Here is a 19,242-nt window from a genome sequence, read left to right as displayed (position 1 = left end):
CGTTCCGGTTCGACGGGTCCGACTCGAAGGAATCGCCATGACCGTAACCGCATTCGTCTCGCACCGGCCGCTGGCCGGGCTCGCCGCCCTCGCGCTTCTGGCGTCCCTCGCGGGGTGCGACCGTCAGTCTGTGGTGATCTCCGGACGAACTCGCGTCTCGCCGGAGGAGGCGGCCGCTTACCTCTCGCGGCGCGCGACCTCGGGCGACTCCGACGTCGACGCCGCGCTCGGCGAGCTGGCGGAGCGGGCGTTGCTCGCGGAGGCGGCGCGGAAGGCAGACGTCGACGACGATCCGACCGTGAAGGCGAGGCTCGCCGCCGCGCGCCGCGAGATCCTCGCGGCGGAGTACCTCGATCGCGAGCTCGCGCAGGCGGATCGCGAGGACCTCCTTCGCGAGCGCTACGCGGCCCGGAAGGACCAGCTCGCGCGTCGGCGAATCCACGTGGCCCATGTGGCCTTCCTCGCCCGCGACGGCGAGCCGCGCGCCAAGGCGGCGGCGCAGTCGAAGGCATCCCGCGCCTACGCCCGGCTCGCCGGCGGCGACGCGTTCGAGGCCGTGGCGAAGGAGATGTCCGAAGATCCCGTCACCGGCGCGAAGGGAGGGGACCTCGGGCCGCTCCTCGAGGGCGAGGTCGACCAGGGGTTCTTCGAGGCGGCTGCCGCACTCACCGCCGGTGAGTTCTCGAAGCCCATCGAGACGCCCTACGGGTTCCACGTCGTGAAGGCGCTCGAGCGCGTCGAGACGGTCACGCCGAGCTTCGACGACGTGCGGAGCGCGCTCGCCGCCGAGGCGCGGCGGGAAACCCAGGTGAAGCTGCTCGAGCGACTGCGCGAGGACGTCTCGGTGAGGGTTTATCCGGATCGCGTGAAGCGACGGTCCCTGGAGCAGGGGGAGAAGAAATGACGAGCGGACTCCTCTTCGCCTCGCTGCTCGCGACGCTCCAGGCCGTCGCGCCCGATCTGACGCTCACCTCGGTGAGCGCCCCGGCCAGCGGGCAGACGGCCGGAACGATCGTCGTCGAGAACACGGTCGCGGCGAGCGCCTCGGGGGGCGCCGCACCGGAGTTCTACGTCGGGGTCTTCCTCTCGACGGATGCGGTGATCACCGCGTCGGACACGCTGCTCGGTTACAGGTCCGTGGCCGCGCTCGCTGCTGGCGCGTCGTCTCACGACGCCACCGTCGTGACGCTGCCCGCGAATCTCGCCACAGGGACGTACTACGTCGGCGCGATCGTGGACAACTTCCCCGTCTACATCGGCGACGAGCTGGACGGCTACTACGTCCAGGACCAGGCGCACGAGTCCGACGAGTCGAACAACGCGGCGCTCGCCGGACCGATCGCGATCCAGGGCGCAGACCTCGTCATCGCGGAGGTGAGCGGCCCGGCGACCGGCTCGAGCGGGTCGACGATCGTCGTCCGGAACACGGTCTCCGCCGTCGGAGGAGGTACCGGCGGTTTCATAGTCGGTCTCTATCTCTCCCGCGATGCCACGATCACGACATCCGACGTCCTGCTCGGGACGCGGAGCGTGCCGGGGCTCGCGGGGGGGACCTCGAGCACCGTGGACACGACGCTGACGATCCCGGTGACGGCCTCCGGCTCGTACTATCTCGGCGCGATCGCCGATCGCAACGACTACGTCGTCGAGGGAGACGAGACGAACAACGCGCGCCTCGGGAGCGCGCTCTCGGTGATCGGGCCCGATCTGACCATCTCGGGCGTGAGCGGCCCGGCGACCGCGTTCTCCGGCATGACGATCGCGGTCGAGACGACGGTCGCCGCGACCAGCGCCGCGGGCAACGCGGGCAGCTTCTCCGTCGGGCTCTACCTCTCGAAGGACGACGTGATCACGACGTCCGACGTGTTCCTCGGGAGCCGGAGCGTGTCTTCGCTCGCGGCAGGAGCGACGAGCACCGCGACGACCTCCGTGAAGGTCCCGGCGACCATCGCGCCGGGGACCTGGCGCCTGGGCGCGATCGCGGACCATGCGAACTACTTCGCCGAGCCGGATGAGACGAACAACGCGCTGGCGGGCAGCGTCATCGCCGTGACCGGCCCGGACCTCGTCGTGAGCAGCATGTCCGGTCCAGCGGGCGCGCTCACCGGCGAGACGATCACGGTGACGGATACGGTCACGGCGCAGGCCGGCGGCGCGGACGCGGGGGCGTTCCGCGTGGGGTTCTACCTGTCCGAGGATGCGGTCATCACGACGTCCGACCTGCGCATCGGCGAGCGCGTGGTGAACGGCCTCGCCGCGGGGTCGTCGAGCTCGGGCACCACGTCGATCGCGGTGCCCGCCGGGCTGGGTGGCGGCACGTACCACCTCGGCGCGATCGTCGACTGGGCGAACCAGGTGGTGGAAGAGGAGGAGGGGAACAACGCGCTCGAGGCGAACACGGTGCTCGTGACTGCGCCTGACCTGTTCGTGGCTTCGGTGATCGGGCCCGCTGCAGGGCTCGCGGGTGAGACGATCGTGGTGGAGAACACGGTCGAGGCGAGCGTGTCGGGCGGCGCGGCCCCCGGGTTCTTCGTCGGGGTCTTCCTCTCCTCGGACGCGGTGATCACGGCGTCCGACAGGCTGCTCGGCTACCGCTGGGTGGACGGGCTCGAGCCCGGCGAGACGTCGTACGATCCGACCCCCGTGACGCTGCCGGTGAACCTCGCGTCTGGGACCTATTACCTGGGCGTGATCGCCGACGACTTCGGGGTCTACATCGGCGACGAGTGGGACGGCTACTGGATCGCGGACGAGGCGAAGGAGTCGGACGAGACGAACAACGCGCTCGCCGGCGGCGCGCTCGTCCTCGGCGGGGCGGACCTCGTCGTGGCGGAGGTGAGCGGCCCGGCCGATGCGCTGACGGGGCGGCCCGTCGTCGTTCGAAATACGGTGACGTCCCTCGGCGGAGGGGCGGGCTCGTTCAACGTCGCCCTCTATCTGTCGCCCGACGCGACGATCACCGCGTCGGACCGATTCCTCGGGAATCGGGCCGTCCCCGGGCTCGCGCCCGGCGGCTCGAGCACCGCAGACACGACGGTGACGATCCCGGCCGCGACGGCACACGGAAGCTACTTCCTCGGCGCGATCGCCGACGGCTCGAACTATGTCGTGGAAGAGGATGACACGAACAACGCGCTCGCGGGGACCGTGATCGCCGTCACAGGCTCGGATCTGACGATCTCCGCGGTCAGCGGGCCTGCTGGCGCGTTCTCTGGCGCGACGATCGCGGTCGACACGTCCGTCACTGCGAGCAGCGCGGGTGGGGACGCGGGGGGCTTCTCCGTCGGGATCTACCTCTCGAAGGACGACGTCGTCACGACGTCCGACGTGTTCCTCGGTAGCCGGAGCGTGTCGTCGCTCGCCGCGGGAGCGACGAGCAGCGCCTCGACGAACGTGACGATCCCGGCGAGCGTCGCGCCGGGATCGTGGCGGCTGGGCGCGATCGCGGACTACGCGAACTACCTCGGCGAGTCGGAGGAGCGGAACAACGCGCTCGCCGGCGGCGTGATCACCGTGACCGGTCCGGATCTCCTCGTGACCAGCGTGTCCGGGCCCGCGGGAGCGCTCACCGGCGAGACCATCTCGGTGGCGGATACGGTGACCGCGCAGGCCGGGGCAGCGAACTCCGGCCCGTTCCGGGTGGGGTTCTACCTGTCCACGGACGCGGTCATCACGACGTCCGACCTGCGCATCGGCGAGCGCGTGGTGAACGGGCTCGCCGCGGGTTCGTCGAGCTCGGGCAACACGGCGATGGTGGTGCCGGCCGAGCTGGCCGGCGGCACGTACTACCTCGGCGCCATCGTCGACTGGTCGAGTTCGGTCGTGGAGGCGGACGAGGGGAACAACGCGCGCCTCGCGGGCTCGCTCCTGGTGACCGCGCCGGACCTCTTCGTGGCGACGGTCGTCGCGCCCACGTCTGCGCTGGCTGGAGAGACGATCGTGGTGGAGAACACGGTCGAGGCGGACGTGTCGGGCGGCGCGGCGCCCGGGTTCTACGTCGGGATCTTTCTCTCTTCCGACGCGGTGATCACCGCTTCGGACAGGCTGCTGGGGTACCGCTGGGTGGGCGGGCTGGCGCCGGGGGCCTCGTCGTTCGACGCGACCGCCGTGACGCTGCCGGTGAATCTCCCCTTCGGAACGTACTTCGTCGGCGCCGTCGCCGACGACTTCCCCGTCTACATGGGGGACGAATGGGAAGGTTACATCGTCGAGGACCTGGCGAAGGAGTCCGACGAGGCGAACAACGCGCTCGCCGGCGGGACCATCGGGATCGGGGGCGCGGACCTCGTCGTCGCCGAGCTGAGCGCGCCTTCGACGGCTTCGACCGGCAAGCCGCTCGTGGTGAGAAACACGGTCGCGACCGTGGGGGCGGGCACGGGCCCGTTCAAGGTCGCCTTCTACCTGTCGACGGATGCCACGATCACGAGCGCGGATCGCTACCTTGGCTACCGGGCGGTCCCGGGCCTGACTCCCGGCGGCTCGAGCACGGCGGAGACCCCCGTGACGGTCCCGGCATGGCTCCCGCCTGGCGTGTACCATCTCGGCGCGATCGCGGACTCCGCCAACCAGGTGCTGGAGGAGGACGAGTCGAACAACGCGAGGACCGGGAACGACGTGACGATCTCGGGCTCCGACCTGGTCGTCTCCGCAGTCAGCGGGCCCATGGCGGCGGCCATCGCGTCGACGGTGAACGTCGAGACCACCGTTTCGGCGGCCCCGGAAGGCGGAGACGCGCCCGGGTTCACCGTGGGCATCTACCTGTCCAGCGACCCGACCATCACGACCAGCGACGTTCGACTCGCGACGCGGAACCTCAGCGGCCTCGCCGCCGGCGCGAGCAGCGCCGCGACGACCCCGGTGACGATCCCCGCCAACCTCGCGCCTGGCAGGTGGTACCTCGGGGCGATCGTCGACTGCTGGAACCAGGTCGCCGAGTCGAGCGAGACGAACAACTCCCTCGCCGGTAACGAGCTCACAGTCGCGGCGCCGGACCTGACCATCAGCGCGGTCGCCGGTCCCGCGGCGGCACGCACGGGCGAGGCGATCAACGTCGCGAACACGGTCACGGCGGCGCCCGATGGCACGGACGCGCCGGCGTTCTCGGTCGGCCTGTACCTCTCGTCCGATACGATCATCACCACCTCGGATCGCCTCCTGGCGACGCGTTCCGTGAACGGCCTCTCGCCGGGCGCCTCCGACGCCGCGTCGACGGCGGTCACCATCCCCGTGGATCTGCCCGGCGGAGGCTATCACCTCGGCGCGATCGCCGACTCACAGGGCAAGCTGGGAGAGTCGGACGAGTCGAACAACGCCCGCGCCGGCAACGCCATCACGATAATCGGATCCGATCTCATGGCGTCCCACGTGAGCGCGCCGGCAACCGCGGTCGCGGGCAGCAGCATCGTGGTGAACGACACGATCACGGCCAGCGCGGCGGGCGGAAGCGCACCGGGGTTCTACGTCGGCGTCTTCCTGTCCAAGGACGCGATCATCGACGGCTCGGACACGCTCCTCGCGCAGCGGTGGGTCGACGGTCTCGTCCCCGGCGCGACGAGCGCCGAGGCGACCACGGTCACGCTCCCTGCCAACCTCGCGCTGGGCAAGTACTTCCTCGGCGTCATCGCCGACAACTTCCCGGTCTGGATCGGCGATGAATGGGACGGCTACTACGTCCAGGACGCCGTCAAGGAGTCCGACGAGTCGAACAACGCCAGGGCGAGCGCCGAGATCGAGATCACGCTCCCCGACCTCGTCGTCTCGGAGGTGAGCGGCCCCGCTCTCGCGGCCTCGGGGAAGGCAGTGACGGTCCGGAACGCCGTCACCGCCGCGATCGGCCCCACGACCGGCTTCAGCGTGGCGCTCTACCTCTCCCGCGACGCGAACATCACCAAGTCCGACGTGTACCTGGGATCGCGGAGCGTACCCGGACTGGCCGCCGGAGCCACGAGCGTCGCGGATACCTCCGTCACGATCCCCTCCGCCACGTCCCCCGGGAAGTACTACTTCGGCGCGATCGCCGACTCCTCGAACCAGGTCAACGAGTCGAACGAGTCGAACAACGCCCGGGCGAGCGTCGAGTTCGACGTGGGCGTGGATTCGCAAGGACCGAGCATCCTCGTTTCGGGCGTCGAGGACGGGCAGGTCAGCGGCGAGCTCCCGCTGCTCGTGTGCGTGGAGGCGAACGATCCGAGCGGCGTCGCCTCGGTCGAGGCCTCCCTCGACGGCGGCGCCGCCTTCTCGGGCTGCACTTCCGTCTACCTGGAGGGCGACCACGAGCTGGTGGTGCACGCGGAGGACTCCATCGGCAACGCCTCCACGCGCACCGTTCGGTTCGCGGTTCGCCAGGAGCCGCCCAGGCTGGTGATTGCCGAGCCGGGGGCGAACTTCGTGACCACGATGTCCCCCGTCGCCGTCCGCGGCACCGCCACCTCCGCCAGCGGTCCCGTGATGGTCACGGTGAATGGCGCAGCGGTGGCGGTCGGAGGAGACGGGAGCTTCTCCACGTCCGTCGACGTCGCGCCCGGCCCCGTGACCCTGAACGTGATCGCGACCGACATCGCCGGGCGCACCACGGCGACGACGATCACGGGTCACAACGGGCAGGAGGCTCCAGAAGAGCCGCCGCCGCCTCCCGAGGAGCCGCCCGCCGAGGGCGCGCTCCAGCTCATGGTGGATGCCCCTGCCGACGGCGCGATCCTCGGCGGCGGAACGGTGCCGGTGACCGGCCGCGTGGAGGGTGGCACGGCTCCGGTGCAGGTGACCGTCGCGGGGGTGGCTGCGTCCGTGACGTCGGGCTACTTCAACGCCGCCCCCGCGCTCGTGGAGGGCGACCACACCCTGGTCATCAAGGCGACCGACGCCGCCGGGCAGGTGGCGACCGCGCAGCGGCAGGTGAGCGTCGATCACACGGCGCCGTATCTCGCCGTGACCCGACCGGCCTCGAGCGCCGAGGAGGCCACCGAGTCCCCGTACCTCGTGCGGGGCACGGTGGGCGACGTTCACCTGGCGTCCGTCACGGTCGGCGGCACCCCGGCGACCCTGCTGGGCGGCGACTTCTCCGCGGCGGTGCCGCTCCAGGTCGGCGCCAACGAGATCGAGGTGGCTGCGCGCGACTTCGCCGGCAACGTGACCACCCGCACATTGACGCTGACGGTGGCTGCGCTCCCGCCGGCCGTCACCATCCTCGCGCCGATCGACGGGAGCGAGTCGGCCACGCCCATCGTGAAGGTTCGCGCGCGGGTGGACGCGACGGCGTCACTGCAGTCGGTGTCGATCGGGACGGGCCCCGCGCAGCTCGAGGGCGGTGAGTGGGTGGCGGACTTCGCCCTCGCCTACGGCGAGAACGTCATCTCGGTCGTCGCGACGGACGCCAGCGGCCTCACCGGGTCCGCGTCGGTCAAGGTCCGGTTCAGCGACGCCACCAAGGAGCCGCTCGCCGTCACCGGCGTCGATCCCATCCCCGGGGCGAGCGAGATCGAGCCGAGCGCCCTCGTGTCGGTCGCGTTCAACAAGCCGATCGTTCGCGACAGCCTCGCGGGCCACTTCACCGTGTCGGTGGAGGGAACGCCGCTCGAGGGGGGCTACTACGTCGCGCCGGGAGCGCAGACCGTGAGCTTCGTCGCGCGCGGCCCTCTGCCGGAGGGCAAGCGGCTGGACGTCCGCGTCGACGGAGTGGAGGCGGAGGCCGGGCCCGACATGAGCGGCGTCTTCACGAGCCAGTTCGGCGTTCGCCCGCGGCGGTTCCAGCTCGAGGGGCACGTGCTGGACGCGCAGCTGGAGCCGCTCGAGGACGTGCTCGTGTCCGTGGAGGGCACGAGCCTCTCGACGCGCACCGGTCCGGAGGGAAGCTGGCACCTCTTCGGCGTGAAGCCCGGCGCAGTCGTGGTTCGGTTCGAGGGCGGCGTCCTCGGCGACGGGGCCGCGCTCCCGGTGATCCGGCGGCGCCTCTTCGTGAGCGCCACGGAGGACACGAAGGACGCGCACCTCGTGATGGTGCCGGTCGATCGTGGCGCGGTCGATCACGTCGACGCGCGGACGGCGATGCACCTCACGTTCTCTGGCCGGCATGAAGGGCTCGCGATCGACGTCCCCGCCGACGGCCTCTACTTCGAGGACGGCAAGACCGCCGGCTTCGTCACGGCCACCCGCATCCCCAGGTACGCGCTGCCGGTCCCGATCGACGACGGTCGCGCCGACCTCGCGGCCCTCTGGCAGGTCGGGCCCGTCGGGATCCGGATCGCGCAACCGGTGGACCTGACGTTCCCGAACGTCACGGCCCTTCCGGCCGGACGATACGCGCTCGTCTATGGGTACGACCCCGACCGGCACATGCTCGCGCGCGTCGGCGTCGCAAGGGTGGCAGCGGACGGCGCTACGCTGACGACGCTCGAGCCCACCGGCGTGAGCGCGCTCGACTTCTTCGGGTACGGCCACGTCTCCGACGAGCAGCAGGCGTGGCTCGAGGCGACGCTGAGCCCGGCGCCGGAGGGGACCGCGACGCCGCCCCCCGAGGAAACGACCGGCTTCCGCATGAAGCCCGCTGCGGCGCGCGACGACCTGCCGCTCCTCGCGAAGCTGCTCATGCTTCCACTCGGTGGCGGCCGCGCTCAGGCGTTCTGGGACCAGATGGGCCTCGGCGGGCTGCCGGAGCCGAACGTCGGGACCGCCTTCATCTCCGGGAAGATCCGCTCGCCGCAGGAGCTGGAGTTCAGGATCGACGTTACCGCGGGCACGGAGGGAGGCATCGTCGGTCTCCCGCACCTGCACGAGGTGGTCTTCGTCGCCAGGCCCGAGGCAGGGTCGTCCGCTTCCATCCAGCTCTCGATGCGCGCGCAGCGCGGCCAGACGGTCATCGCGCCGCCCGTGCTGGAGAACTGGGGGCAGGAGACGCCCATCCAGGGCGAGGGCGGCGACGTGACCGTTCGAGGCCACGTGCAGCTCGAGCCCGGGACGACGCTCATCACCGCCGAGGCCCAGGCGGGACGAGACTCTCGCACGACGCGCCTCGAGGCCGTCGTCACGGAGCTGCCTCCGGATCCCTCCATCGTCGACCCGGTGACGGGCAAGCCCGAGCGCCGCGGCACGCTCGTCGTTCGACAGCTCGTCGAGACGGACGACTCGGCCGCATCGTCCGGCATCAGCTTCTTCTCCAACTGGCCGGTGGAGGTCACGAGCGCGACGAGCGTTCGCGGGGTCTCCGGAACCCGCGGCCAGTTCTCGATCCCGGTGTTCTCCTACGGGTCGCAGCAAGGCGCGCTCGTCTGCACCGAGGTGCAGACGGGGCTCCGCTGGATCGCGCAGGCCGACCGCTCCGACGCGGAGAGCCCGAAGATCGTGCGCTACCCGATCACGGATGGGTTCCCGGTCTGCTCGAACGCGTACGGCGTCTCGCCCGGCTCCTTCTCGCCGGTGAGCCTGCTCGTCGACATGCGGCTCCTGCTCGGCAGCATCAACTTCTACAACCGCGACGACACGCGGGTCGAGCTCGCCTGCGGCGAGGACGAGGGGTCCGAGTGGGATCCCGCCCGCAACGAGCTGACGCGCATCGCGCGGGAGGACGTCGGACAGACGGAGGTCTACTTCTTCCGCGAGGACGACCTCGAGACGCCCATCGCGCGGTACACGCTCGCGACGCCGCCGGATGCGGGCCAGTGCACGGCCACGAGCGCGCACGGCGAGTACAAGCGGCTCCGCTTCGGGCCGTCGGAGCGCTGGACGCGGCGAGACCGCGAGGAGTGCGATCAGCTCAGGGCCGCCGGCGCCACGGCGACGGAGTACTTCAAGTTCCGGTGTGAGGGGCAGGAGCGGATCCTCACGCTGCGCCTCTCGCAGGGCGACCGCATCGTCGTCTTCGCCGTGAACCACGCGACCGGCTACGCCGGGGCGACGACCGTCGTGGTCCCGCCGATCACCACGCTCGAGGGGCTCGACCAGAACCAGCACTGTGCGGCGGACGACGCCGCGGGCGGGCCGATCGAGTTCCCCGACTTCGGCGAGACGCTCACGATCTCTCGTTGCGCCAGGCAGGACCTCCGCGTCTTCGGGAACGTGCGCCTCTACCCGCCGGAGATCGACGTGCGCGTCGCGAGGCAGGTCCGCGCCGAGGACGCCGCGACGACCGCCTCCGAGCACCTCGTCCGCCACGGCGGCTCGGCGACCGTCCGCGACGAGTTCGTGCACGTCTCCACGCACTGGCGCGTCCGGCTCCCGCCCGAGGACCTGGACAGCGACGGTACGGCCAACCTGACCGACCGCTGCCCGACACAGCTCGGACCCCCGAATACGTTCGGGTGCCCGGACCCGAACCAGCCGATGTGGGAGCCGCCGCCCGTGCCTCCGGAGACGCCGGTTGCGCCGCCCGCGCTCCCGGTCGACGGCATCCCAAGCACCGGCGGCACGCCCTGGCCGTATCAGTACTCGGGCGTGCAACCCGGTCCCGCCGTCGACCCGTTCGACGCCGACGGCGACGGCATCCCCGACATCACCTACGATCGCGACGGCGACGGCACGTCCGATGTCGCCGACCGTTGCCCGCTGCTGGCGGGCGATGCGGCGAGCTCGGGCTGCCCGGCCGGGACCGACAGCGATCACGACGGAACGCCCGACGCCTCGGAGCAGGCGGGTTGCGTGCTGCAGCCGGGGCCGACGACGAACGCCGGTTGCCCCGACCCGAACGACCCGTACTGGACTCCGCCGGCTTCGGGGGAAGGCGACGCCGATGGCGACGGGGTCGCCGACATCCAGGATCTCTGCCCCCTGTACCCGGGCCCCTCGGTCGCGGTCGGCAGCACGCCGGCCGGCTGCCCGTCGCTCGTGAGCCGGTTCGACACGGACGATGACGGCACCGCGGACCCGGACGACGCCTGCATCTGGAGCCCGGGTCCCGGCGCGAACCACGGCTGCCCCGATCCTGCGCACCCGGAGTGGACGCCGCCGCCTGCGCCGCCCAGGATCGCCGGCGGTCCGGGCAAGATGCTCGAGCGGTACTGCTCGGAGCTCGTCAACCCGACCCCGGATCAGATCAAGATCTGCACGAAGCTCGAGGCGCGCCTCATGGACGTGCCCGCCGGCGTCCCGCCGCTCGCGGGGCAGCTCGTCCGCGTGACGGGGACCTCCGTCGAGAGACCCGCTGTGGCGGTGTTCCCGATCCACCCGGGGAAGGGGACGAGCAACATCCAGGCGGCGCTGCGGGTCGAGAACACCGCAGCGCCCACGGACGGGACCTCCGGGACGAGCGCCTCCCAGAGGATCACCACGAACCTCCAGAAGGCCAGCTACTACGTCCACGTCGTCGGAAACCTCACGCTGTTCAACGACCGCAACGGCGACGGCCGCATCGATCCCGCGACGGAGATCGCGGTGTCGCCGCCGGCCTTCAGCGAGCCCGCGAACGCCGACGAGTCGTGGAAGACCGGCATGCCCGAGCGGGCGATCGCGCTCAAGAACGTCTACCGGAGCCTCGAGCCCGACGGCTCGGCGCTGGAGCGGTTCGATCGGGACCGGGAGCACGAGTTCCGCGTGCTCGACCTGACGCTCACCTCGGTGACCGCCAAGCAGGCGGACGGCACGAGCCGCAGCGTCGACGATCCGGCGGATGGGACGACCGCCCACGCCGCGCTCGACGGAGACCTCTCGTATCAGCTCCTGATGAACCTCGTCGCCCCGGACGCCGGCCGGGCCGGCACGCTGCCTGGGAGCTATGGGGTCCGCCTCGGCAGCGACGCGTACGGGATCGAGTGCTCGGTGCGGGTGGAGGCCGGCACGCTCACCGCCACCTGCGACGGGGGCTGGCTCTACGACGTGCTGAGCGGGCGCGACGTCGTCTACATCGGCCTCTCCATGGCGGGGAACGCCGAGAACATCCTCTACAAGTACAACCTCCAGGGGCTCTCCCCGCGGCGCGACCTCGTGACGGCCGGGCACCAGTCGACGCTGAGCAAGTCGATCACCGCCGACGCGGGCGGCGTCCCCGCGGTGCTCCGCTCCATCTCGGAGCCGGCGCTCGCGAACGTGTTCCTCGGGCCGGCGCAGTTCAAGCAGGGCACCGTGAACGTCTGCGCCGGGACGTGCTTCGGCGATGGGCTCATCCGGTCCTTCGACCTGTCGTGGGCCGACACCGGCTCCTTCGACGTGGAGGAGCTCGCAGGCGCCGGCGCGATCGAGCAGGTGCCGCGCGCCGGCGTCGATGGCGCAGCGCTGTTCCGGGTCCCGATCCCGCCGCACCTCGTCAGCATGCCGGGCCGCGCCGAGGCGCCGCCGGACGTGTTCGTCCAGTGGATCGACAAGGCCGACCCGTACGCGCAGGCGCACGACGTGAACCTCGGCAAGGCGGTCGGCGCCTACCAGGGCGCGAACGCCCGCGCTCCGGGCCAGGCGGGCATCGGCGGCGTGAACGTCGCCGACGGGCACCTGTCCTTCCGGCACGAGGACTTCTCGCTGCCGGAGCTGGCCGGCACCGTGCGGTTCGCGCGCACGTACAACAACCAGGACAACGAGATCGGCACCCTGGGCATCGGGTGGCGCCACAACTTCGAGGCGTACGTCGTCGAGGAGTCGCTCGGGCGCTACACGATGGTCCTGGAGGGGCAGTCGTACGACTTCCCGGCCTGCACCGTGCGTGAGGAGCCGGACGGGCGGCGGTCGGCCGTCGAGTGCAGGACGGACAACGCGCACGGAGGAACGCTCACCGTCGCCGAGCGCCCCGAGACCGATCCGCAAGCGCCCAAGCACATCCCCGACGTCCTCTTCACGGCGCCGAACGGGGAGCGCTACCGGTTCGACCGCTACTCTCAGCGCGCGCTCCAGGTCGTCGGCACGACCGACGCGTACGTCACCGCCCGCTCGGTGCAGGAGCTCGCCGAGTACCAGGCGAAGGTGGGCGACTCCACCCCGATCCAGGCGACGCCGCCGCGCAAGAAGATCCGCGAGGCGGGCCGCCGGCGGTGGGTGCTCACGGCCGTCGGCGACGGTCACGCCCGCCAAGACGCCGTGGACGCGACGAAGCTCGGCCCCGGCTGGACGGTCGTCGAGTACTTCGCGGACTCCGACATGATCCGCCGCGTCTACCGCAAGGGCGGCAAGCTCGGGCTGTACTTCGCGTACGAGCCCGTCGACCTCGCCTCCAGCGTGTCGCCGCGGTTCAAGGCGGCTGCGGTCGCGGAGAGCTTCGGCTTCCTGAAGACCGTCGTGGCGAGGTTCCAGGCGGGAGACGGGACGCCGTCGGGCGCTGCGGAGGACTTCATCGTCCGGCTCTCGTTCGCCCCGACGGCGGACGGGCGGAGGAACCTCTGGAAGGTCCAGCGCATCGCGTCGGAGGACAAGGTCACGATCGACCAGGCGTGGGAGTACGCGTACGTCGAGGACCTCCAGTCGCTCGCGTCCGCCGGGAAGCCGCTCTCCGCGCAGGACCTGTGGGAGGCGACGAACGAGCTCGTGAAGGCCGAGCTCAGGCTCCGTGGCGTCGTCCAGTGGCGGACGCGCTGGGGCCGCAGCCTCGCCGCAAGCCAGCCCTTCCCCCACACGAAGCTCTTCGAGATCGTCGACCGGGTCGTGCTGCCGGGGACGAGCACCGTGTCGGCAGACACGGCCGCCATCGCAGAGGTCGAGACCAAGATCGACTGGGTGAGCGCCACCGGGCGCAACGTCGTCCGCCCGGATGGGGTCAGCGTCGCGATCGGCACGAACGCCTTCGGCAGCGTGACCGAAGAGACGATCGGAGTGACGGCGCGGACGACCACGTGGTTCAACGACGCGAGCGAGAGCGAGCGAGTGTCGCCCAGCTCCCGCACCGCGCCGGGTGGCCGCAAGCTCGCGTTCGACACGAACGAGCGGCTCCTCCCGACCACCCTGAAGCTCGCGGACCTGAACCAGGCGGACTCACTCGACGTCGCCGGAGCGGCGAAGGACACCGTGCTCCGCGCGCACGCGCCCGGCTCGTACGATCCGACCTTCGGCGTACCCGAGGAGACGACCCGCGCGACCGCGAGCGGGCAAGCCACCTGGGAGACGCCCGTCGATGACGGGACCGGCGATCTCCGAAGCCTGACCGTCAGGGACGAGGCGGGCACGGTCCTCACGTCCTCCTCGCTCGACGCCTACGACGCCGACGGGCGGCTCCTCACCGCGGTGGACGCAGTCGGGCGGGTGACGAGCTACACCTACCCGGCGGACGATCCTTGGGGCCTCGGCTCCGACGCGACGACCGCGCTCCAGTCGGTCGCGACGGGGGGACGGCCGAGCGTCAAGCGCACCCGTGAGTACGACTGGCTCGGGCGCCTGAAGCGCGTGTACGACGACGCGGGCCACGACGAGCAGTGGACCTACGACGCCGCGGGCCGCCTCGAGCGCCACCTGGTCAAGGGGACACCGGACCAGGAGATCTGGACTCGGGACGCGGAAGGCAACCTCCAGCGCCACTTCATGAAGGGGATGCCGGATCAGGACTGGCACTACCTGTACGCGGAGACCGGCGACCTGGAGCTCCAGGTCACCGAGACCTTGACGGGCGCTCCCTCGCACAAGCGCGTGAAGCTCTACCGCGACGGGCTCCTCGTCCAGGAGACCTGGCTTTACGGCGAGCCGGTCGCGGAGGCCAAGCGGACCTTCACGTACGAGGGCGGCCGCCTCGAGCTCGCCACCGACGAGCGCGCGATCCAGCGCGATTACGTCTACGACGACTCCGGACGGCTCATCTCGGTCACGGCCACGGATCCAGGGACGAACATCACCGCGACGGAGGTGGCCTACAAGCTCGACGGCGAAGGCAAGGTCGAGGAGCAGACGGATCAGAACGGTCTCGTCACCTCGATCGATTACGACCTGCTCGGCCGCCCGGCGAGCTGGGACTACGGGGCCGCCAGCGCGGACGGGTCGAAGCGGGACGTCGAGACCGTGAAGCGCGATCCGAGCGGCGCCGTCGTCGAGCGGACGCACGGGAACTTCAAGTGGCTGTCGCCCGTCGACGCCCTCGGGCGCGTCAAGCACGTCGAGGCGCAGGTGAGCGGTCAGCTCCGGACGATCACGACGTACGATCGCCTCGGCAGGAAGCTCGGCTCCAACGACGAGGTCCTCGGGCTGGTCGAGGAGTGGAAGTACGACGACGTCCTCGGACGGCAGACCTACTACAAGCGCAGCGTCGCCCCGTACACGGAGCTCTTCGAGGAGACCCGCTCCTACGCCGATGGCGCCGCCGAGCACACGGTCGCCATCGAGGAGAAGGTCGGCGGGCAGCTGACGAAGCGCCGCAAGCTCTGGCTCGACGCGACGGGTCGGACGCTGCACACGCTCGACTACGTCGTCCGCGACGGGGCGACCCTCGAGAGCCATCGTTACTTCGAGTACGACTCCCGCGGAAACCTCGTCACGATCCGCGAGCCCATCGGCGACGTTGAGACGGAGCCGGACGCGCCGGTGACGAGCGAGTACACGGCGGTCTCGACGCGGGCGTACGACGCGGCCGGCAACCTCATCCGCGAGACCGACGCTGCGGGAACGGTCACCGCGTATGTCGTCGACGCATCCGGCCTCGTGCGGGGGAAGAGCGGACCGCACCCGCAGGAGGAGTGGAGCTACACGTACGACGTCTTCCGGCAGCTCCTCGAGAAGAAGCTGTCCGATCCGCCGGCGGGCTCGTCGCCCGGATGGAAGGGTGCGACGTGGAAGTACGCCTACGGCGGCGGGACCGACTTCACGATCCAGGAGACGGATCCGCTCGGCTACGTCACGAAGCGGTGGCACAACGCCCGCCACCTGCTCCTCAAGGACGAGCGAACCGACAGCGCGCCCGGCCGTACGTCCACGAGCCAGACGAGGACCGTCACCTACGCGTATGACGGTCCGTGGGCCACCGAGGAGATCACCGAGGAGGGGAGCTGGCGCCTCGTCATGCAGCGCAGCTACGATCATCGCGGCCGGACGCTGCACGAGAGCGAGGAGTTCACCGGTCCGGACGCGACGGCCTACACGTACGAGACGAGCCTCTCGTGGTCGGGACGCGTGGCCCCCATCAGCCAGAGCTGGACCACCGGCGCCGGCGCCGGCGCCAGGGCCGGCGAGCGGATCGTCGACGCCCTCGGGAACGTGACCAAGCAGGCCTGGGGCGGCTTCGCGGACGCGTGGACCTGGGACGCGGCGGGGAGGCTCCTGCGCGAGAACCGCCACGCCGCTCCCGAGCGGAGGTACGGGTACCAGGAAGGCCTGCTCGTGTCCGTGCAATACGGACCCACCGCGAGCCAGGAGGAGACGCGGTACGGCCACTTCGCGAGCGGGAGGCTCCTCGTCGAGCTCACGCCCGACCTGCGCGAGCGGCGGCTGACCTGGGATGCTCGAGGGCTCCTCGCGACCGAGCGGTTCGGCCGCGGGTCGAGCTTCGACCTCAAGGAGTTCACCTACGACGCCGCCGGCAACCTGGCGTCCATGAAGCACGGCCCCGGCGACGAGCAGGATCGCTGGATGTACGATTACGGTCCTCGAGCCGAGCTCGTCTCGGTCACGCAGCCGCGGGGGATCGGCAAGTTCCAGTACGCGTACGACGCCCGCGGGGAGCTCACCGCGATCACGCCTGCCTCCGGCGGCAGCGCGGGGCAGGGGTTCGACTACGACTACCTGGGCCGCCAGATCTTCCGCAGGCGCGGCGGGGCGACGTGGACGACGACGTGGGCGAACGGCGCCGCGGACGTCGTCGATCCCACGGGAGTCGGCACGCACCGCGCGCTCGACGGGCGCGGCCGCGCGCTGGTCACGGGGTACAGCGGGGTCGCCGGGAGCGATCTGACGGCGGTCCAGGCGGACTACGATCCGCTCGACCAGCTGGTGCGCGTCGTCGAGACGCGCTCGGCTGGCACGACCACGATCTCGTTCGCCTACGGCGACGACCGCCGGCTACTCACGGGCATCACCCGCGGCGCGCAGACCGTCTCGTACGCGCGGACCGCGAGCGGCCAGCTCGACTCCGTGACGTCGCGCGACTCCGTGTCGTCGCCGGCCGAGACGATCGACTACGACTACGACCCGACGTTCGACCGTCTCCAGACGATCGCCTCGGGCTCGAGGTCGACGACGCTCACCTGGGAGGCCGGGGGCGATCGCCTCCTGGACGTCGCGGACGGCGTGCTGCACGAGTGCCGCCGCTACGACGAGCGGGGACGGGTGATGCTGGTCTCGAACGTCGCCGCCGGAGAGAGCTGCGAGCTCTCGGAGTCGCCGCTCGCGCGGTACCGGTACGGCTACGACGAGCGCGGGAACCGCACGAGCGAGGAGTACACGGGCGAGACGGTCACGGTGCCGGAGCTGACGTCGTACGGTTATGACCGGGCGGACCGGCTGACCGGCGTCGCCTACGCGGACGGCACGGCGAAGCTGTACCAGCTGGGCGGGGACGGCAGCCGCCTGGCGGAGAAGCACGTCACGCCGTTCTCGGGCGACCTGGGCCCGGACGGGTGGGGCGTGGCGACGGGCGCGGTGCAGACGTACGGGTACGACGCTCGGGGCGGGCTCGAGTCCATCACGGACGAGCAGGGCGTCGCGGTGGTCGCGTACACGGTGGACCTCGCCGGACGCGTGAAGGTCGAGACGCGTGGCACGAGCAAGAAGGAGCTCACCTGGGACGCCGCCGGGAGGCTCGCCGAGGCCAAGCTCGGCCCGGCCGTGGCTGGCGGAGGCGGCACGGTCGACACGTTCACGTACCGTTACGACTTCGCCGGACGCCGGATCGAGAAGAGCGGTCCGACCGGTGACAGCCGTTACCTGTGGGGCGCGGACGACCTCGTGGAGGAGGTGGCGCCGAGCGGCACGCGCCTCGTGTACGAGCGGATGGGCGGGCTCGTCGTCGGGGTGAGCGCTTACGGAGCGGGCGGGACGCCGGCCGGCAGCGAGCGGCTCATGCACGACGGGCTCGACACCATCGTCGGGCGGGTGCGGAGCGACGGGTCGTCCTCGCTGTACCGTTACGACGCGTGGGGCGGGTTCCGCGGCCTGGGTGCGCCTGGCGCCGCCGAGGCGAGCCTCGCGTATGCGGGGCAGCACTGGGACGCGGACGTCGGACTGAGCTACGCGCAGCAGCGGTGGTACGACCCGAGCGTCGGGAGGTTCCTGTCGGAGGATCCGGTGTTCGGGGATCCGACGAACCCGGTTTCGCTGCATGCCTGGGCGTACGCGAATGGGAACCCGCTCGCGTTCATCGATCCGCTCGGCGAGCGCGCGATGACGGAGGCAGAGAAGGCGCGAGACGCCGAGTGGTACGCGGAGTACCTCAGGCGCAAGGCCGCGTGGGACAAGCTGCCCTGGTACCAGAAGGTCGGGGACGTGTTCGACTCCGATGGTAACAGTCAGGGTGCCAAGGTCCTCGCTCGGAACATCAACGCGTACCGACGGGGTATCGACCAGGCTGCGGACGGTGAGGACGTCGTCGCGATCGACGTCGCTGCTGAGCACGGGCAAGGCCCCGTCTCGATCACGCTTCCGTCGGGCACGCAGGAGATGAGCGCCGGGCCGCTCGTCGTGCCTGCGAGCAAGGTCGAGGAGGTGCAGGCACAACGGGCGCGAAACGCGGAAACGCTCGCGGCGATGAGGGGCGGCGTGACGGCATCGGTTGCGCACGAGGCGGCTCGTCTCGCTGGAGCGAGCGAAGAGATGCAGCACAGGGTGACTGTCGCGGTTGGGGCGGCGTCGGACGTCGTGGCTGCCGGCACGGGCTTCGGCGGGATGCGGAGAGGCTCTACTTCTGATGCGGCTCAGCAGCAGATGGCGGCGCGTGCCGTCGACTTCTCGCAAATGGGTGCTGCTGCCGCCCCGCAGCGGCAGCCTGCCACCGTCCTGCCGTGGAGCGACGAACAGCTGCAGTCGGGCATCGACGCCATCCATCGGGCTCAGTTCGGAAACGGCGGCCAGGGCATCCCGATGGCGGTCACCGTGACGCCGGCGGCCACGGTGGTTGTGTCACAGGTGGGGCAGGTGCCCGGGCCTGCAGCGCGCGCGAAGGCGACCGAGATCTTCGGTCCGCAGGTCCGTTTCGTGCGCGGCACGACGTCGAGCAACGCTCCCGGCGAGGCGGGGCAACATGCCGAAGCGCGCGGAATCCACTTCGTCGGCGAGGAAGCGCAAGGCGCGCGGCAGGCGAGTTCGCACTTCGCGTGCCCTCAGTGTGAAGCTCGTCAGCAGGAGGCAGGCATCATCAATGTGACTGGAACCGCAAGCCAGCAGGGGCGTATCACGAGACCGAAGAAGGCCGAGTAGCGTCCCCGGATT

General features: G+C 71.0%; 2 protein-coding genes. Both read left to right on the top strand.

Annotated features, from left to right (window positions below; translation table 11 throughout):
• Positions 1–37 precede the first annotated feature (37 nt).
• Positions 38–904, top strand: coding sequence for a peptidylprolyl isomerase (locus tag ANAE109_RS11895; RefSeq protein ID WP_012097114.1), 867 nt, complete (start codon positions 38–40; stop codon positions 902–904).
• The gene (locus tag ANAE109_RS11890; protein ID WP_012097113.1) at positions 901–19,230 is read left to right on the top strand and encodes a CARDB domain-containing protein; all 18,330 of its coding nucleotides are present in this window, start codon (positions 901–903) and stop codon (positions 19,228–19,230) included. The genes ANAE109_RS11895 and ANAE109_RS11890 overlap by 4 nt, the downstream gene beginning before the upstream one ends.
• Positions 19,231–19,242: the final 12 nt, after the last annotated feature.

The organism is Anaeromyxobacter sp. Fw109-5 (assembly GCF_000017505.1).
Lineage (GTDB): Bacteria > Myxococcota > Myxococcia > Myxococcales > Anaeromyxobacteraceae > Anaeromyxobacter.
This window is presented reverse-complemented; position numbering and strand designations above follow the sequence as displayed.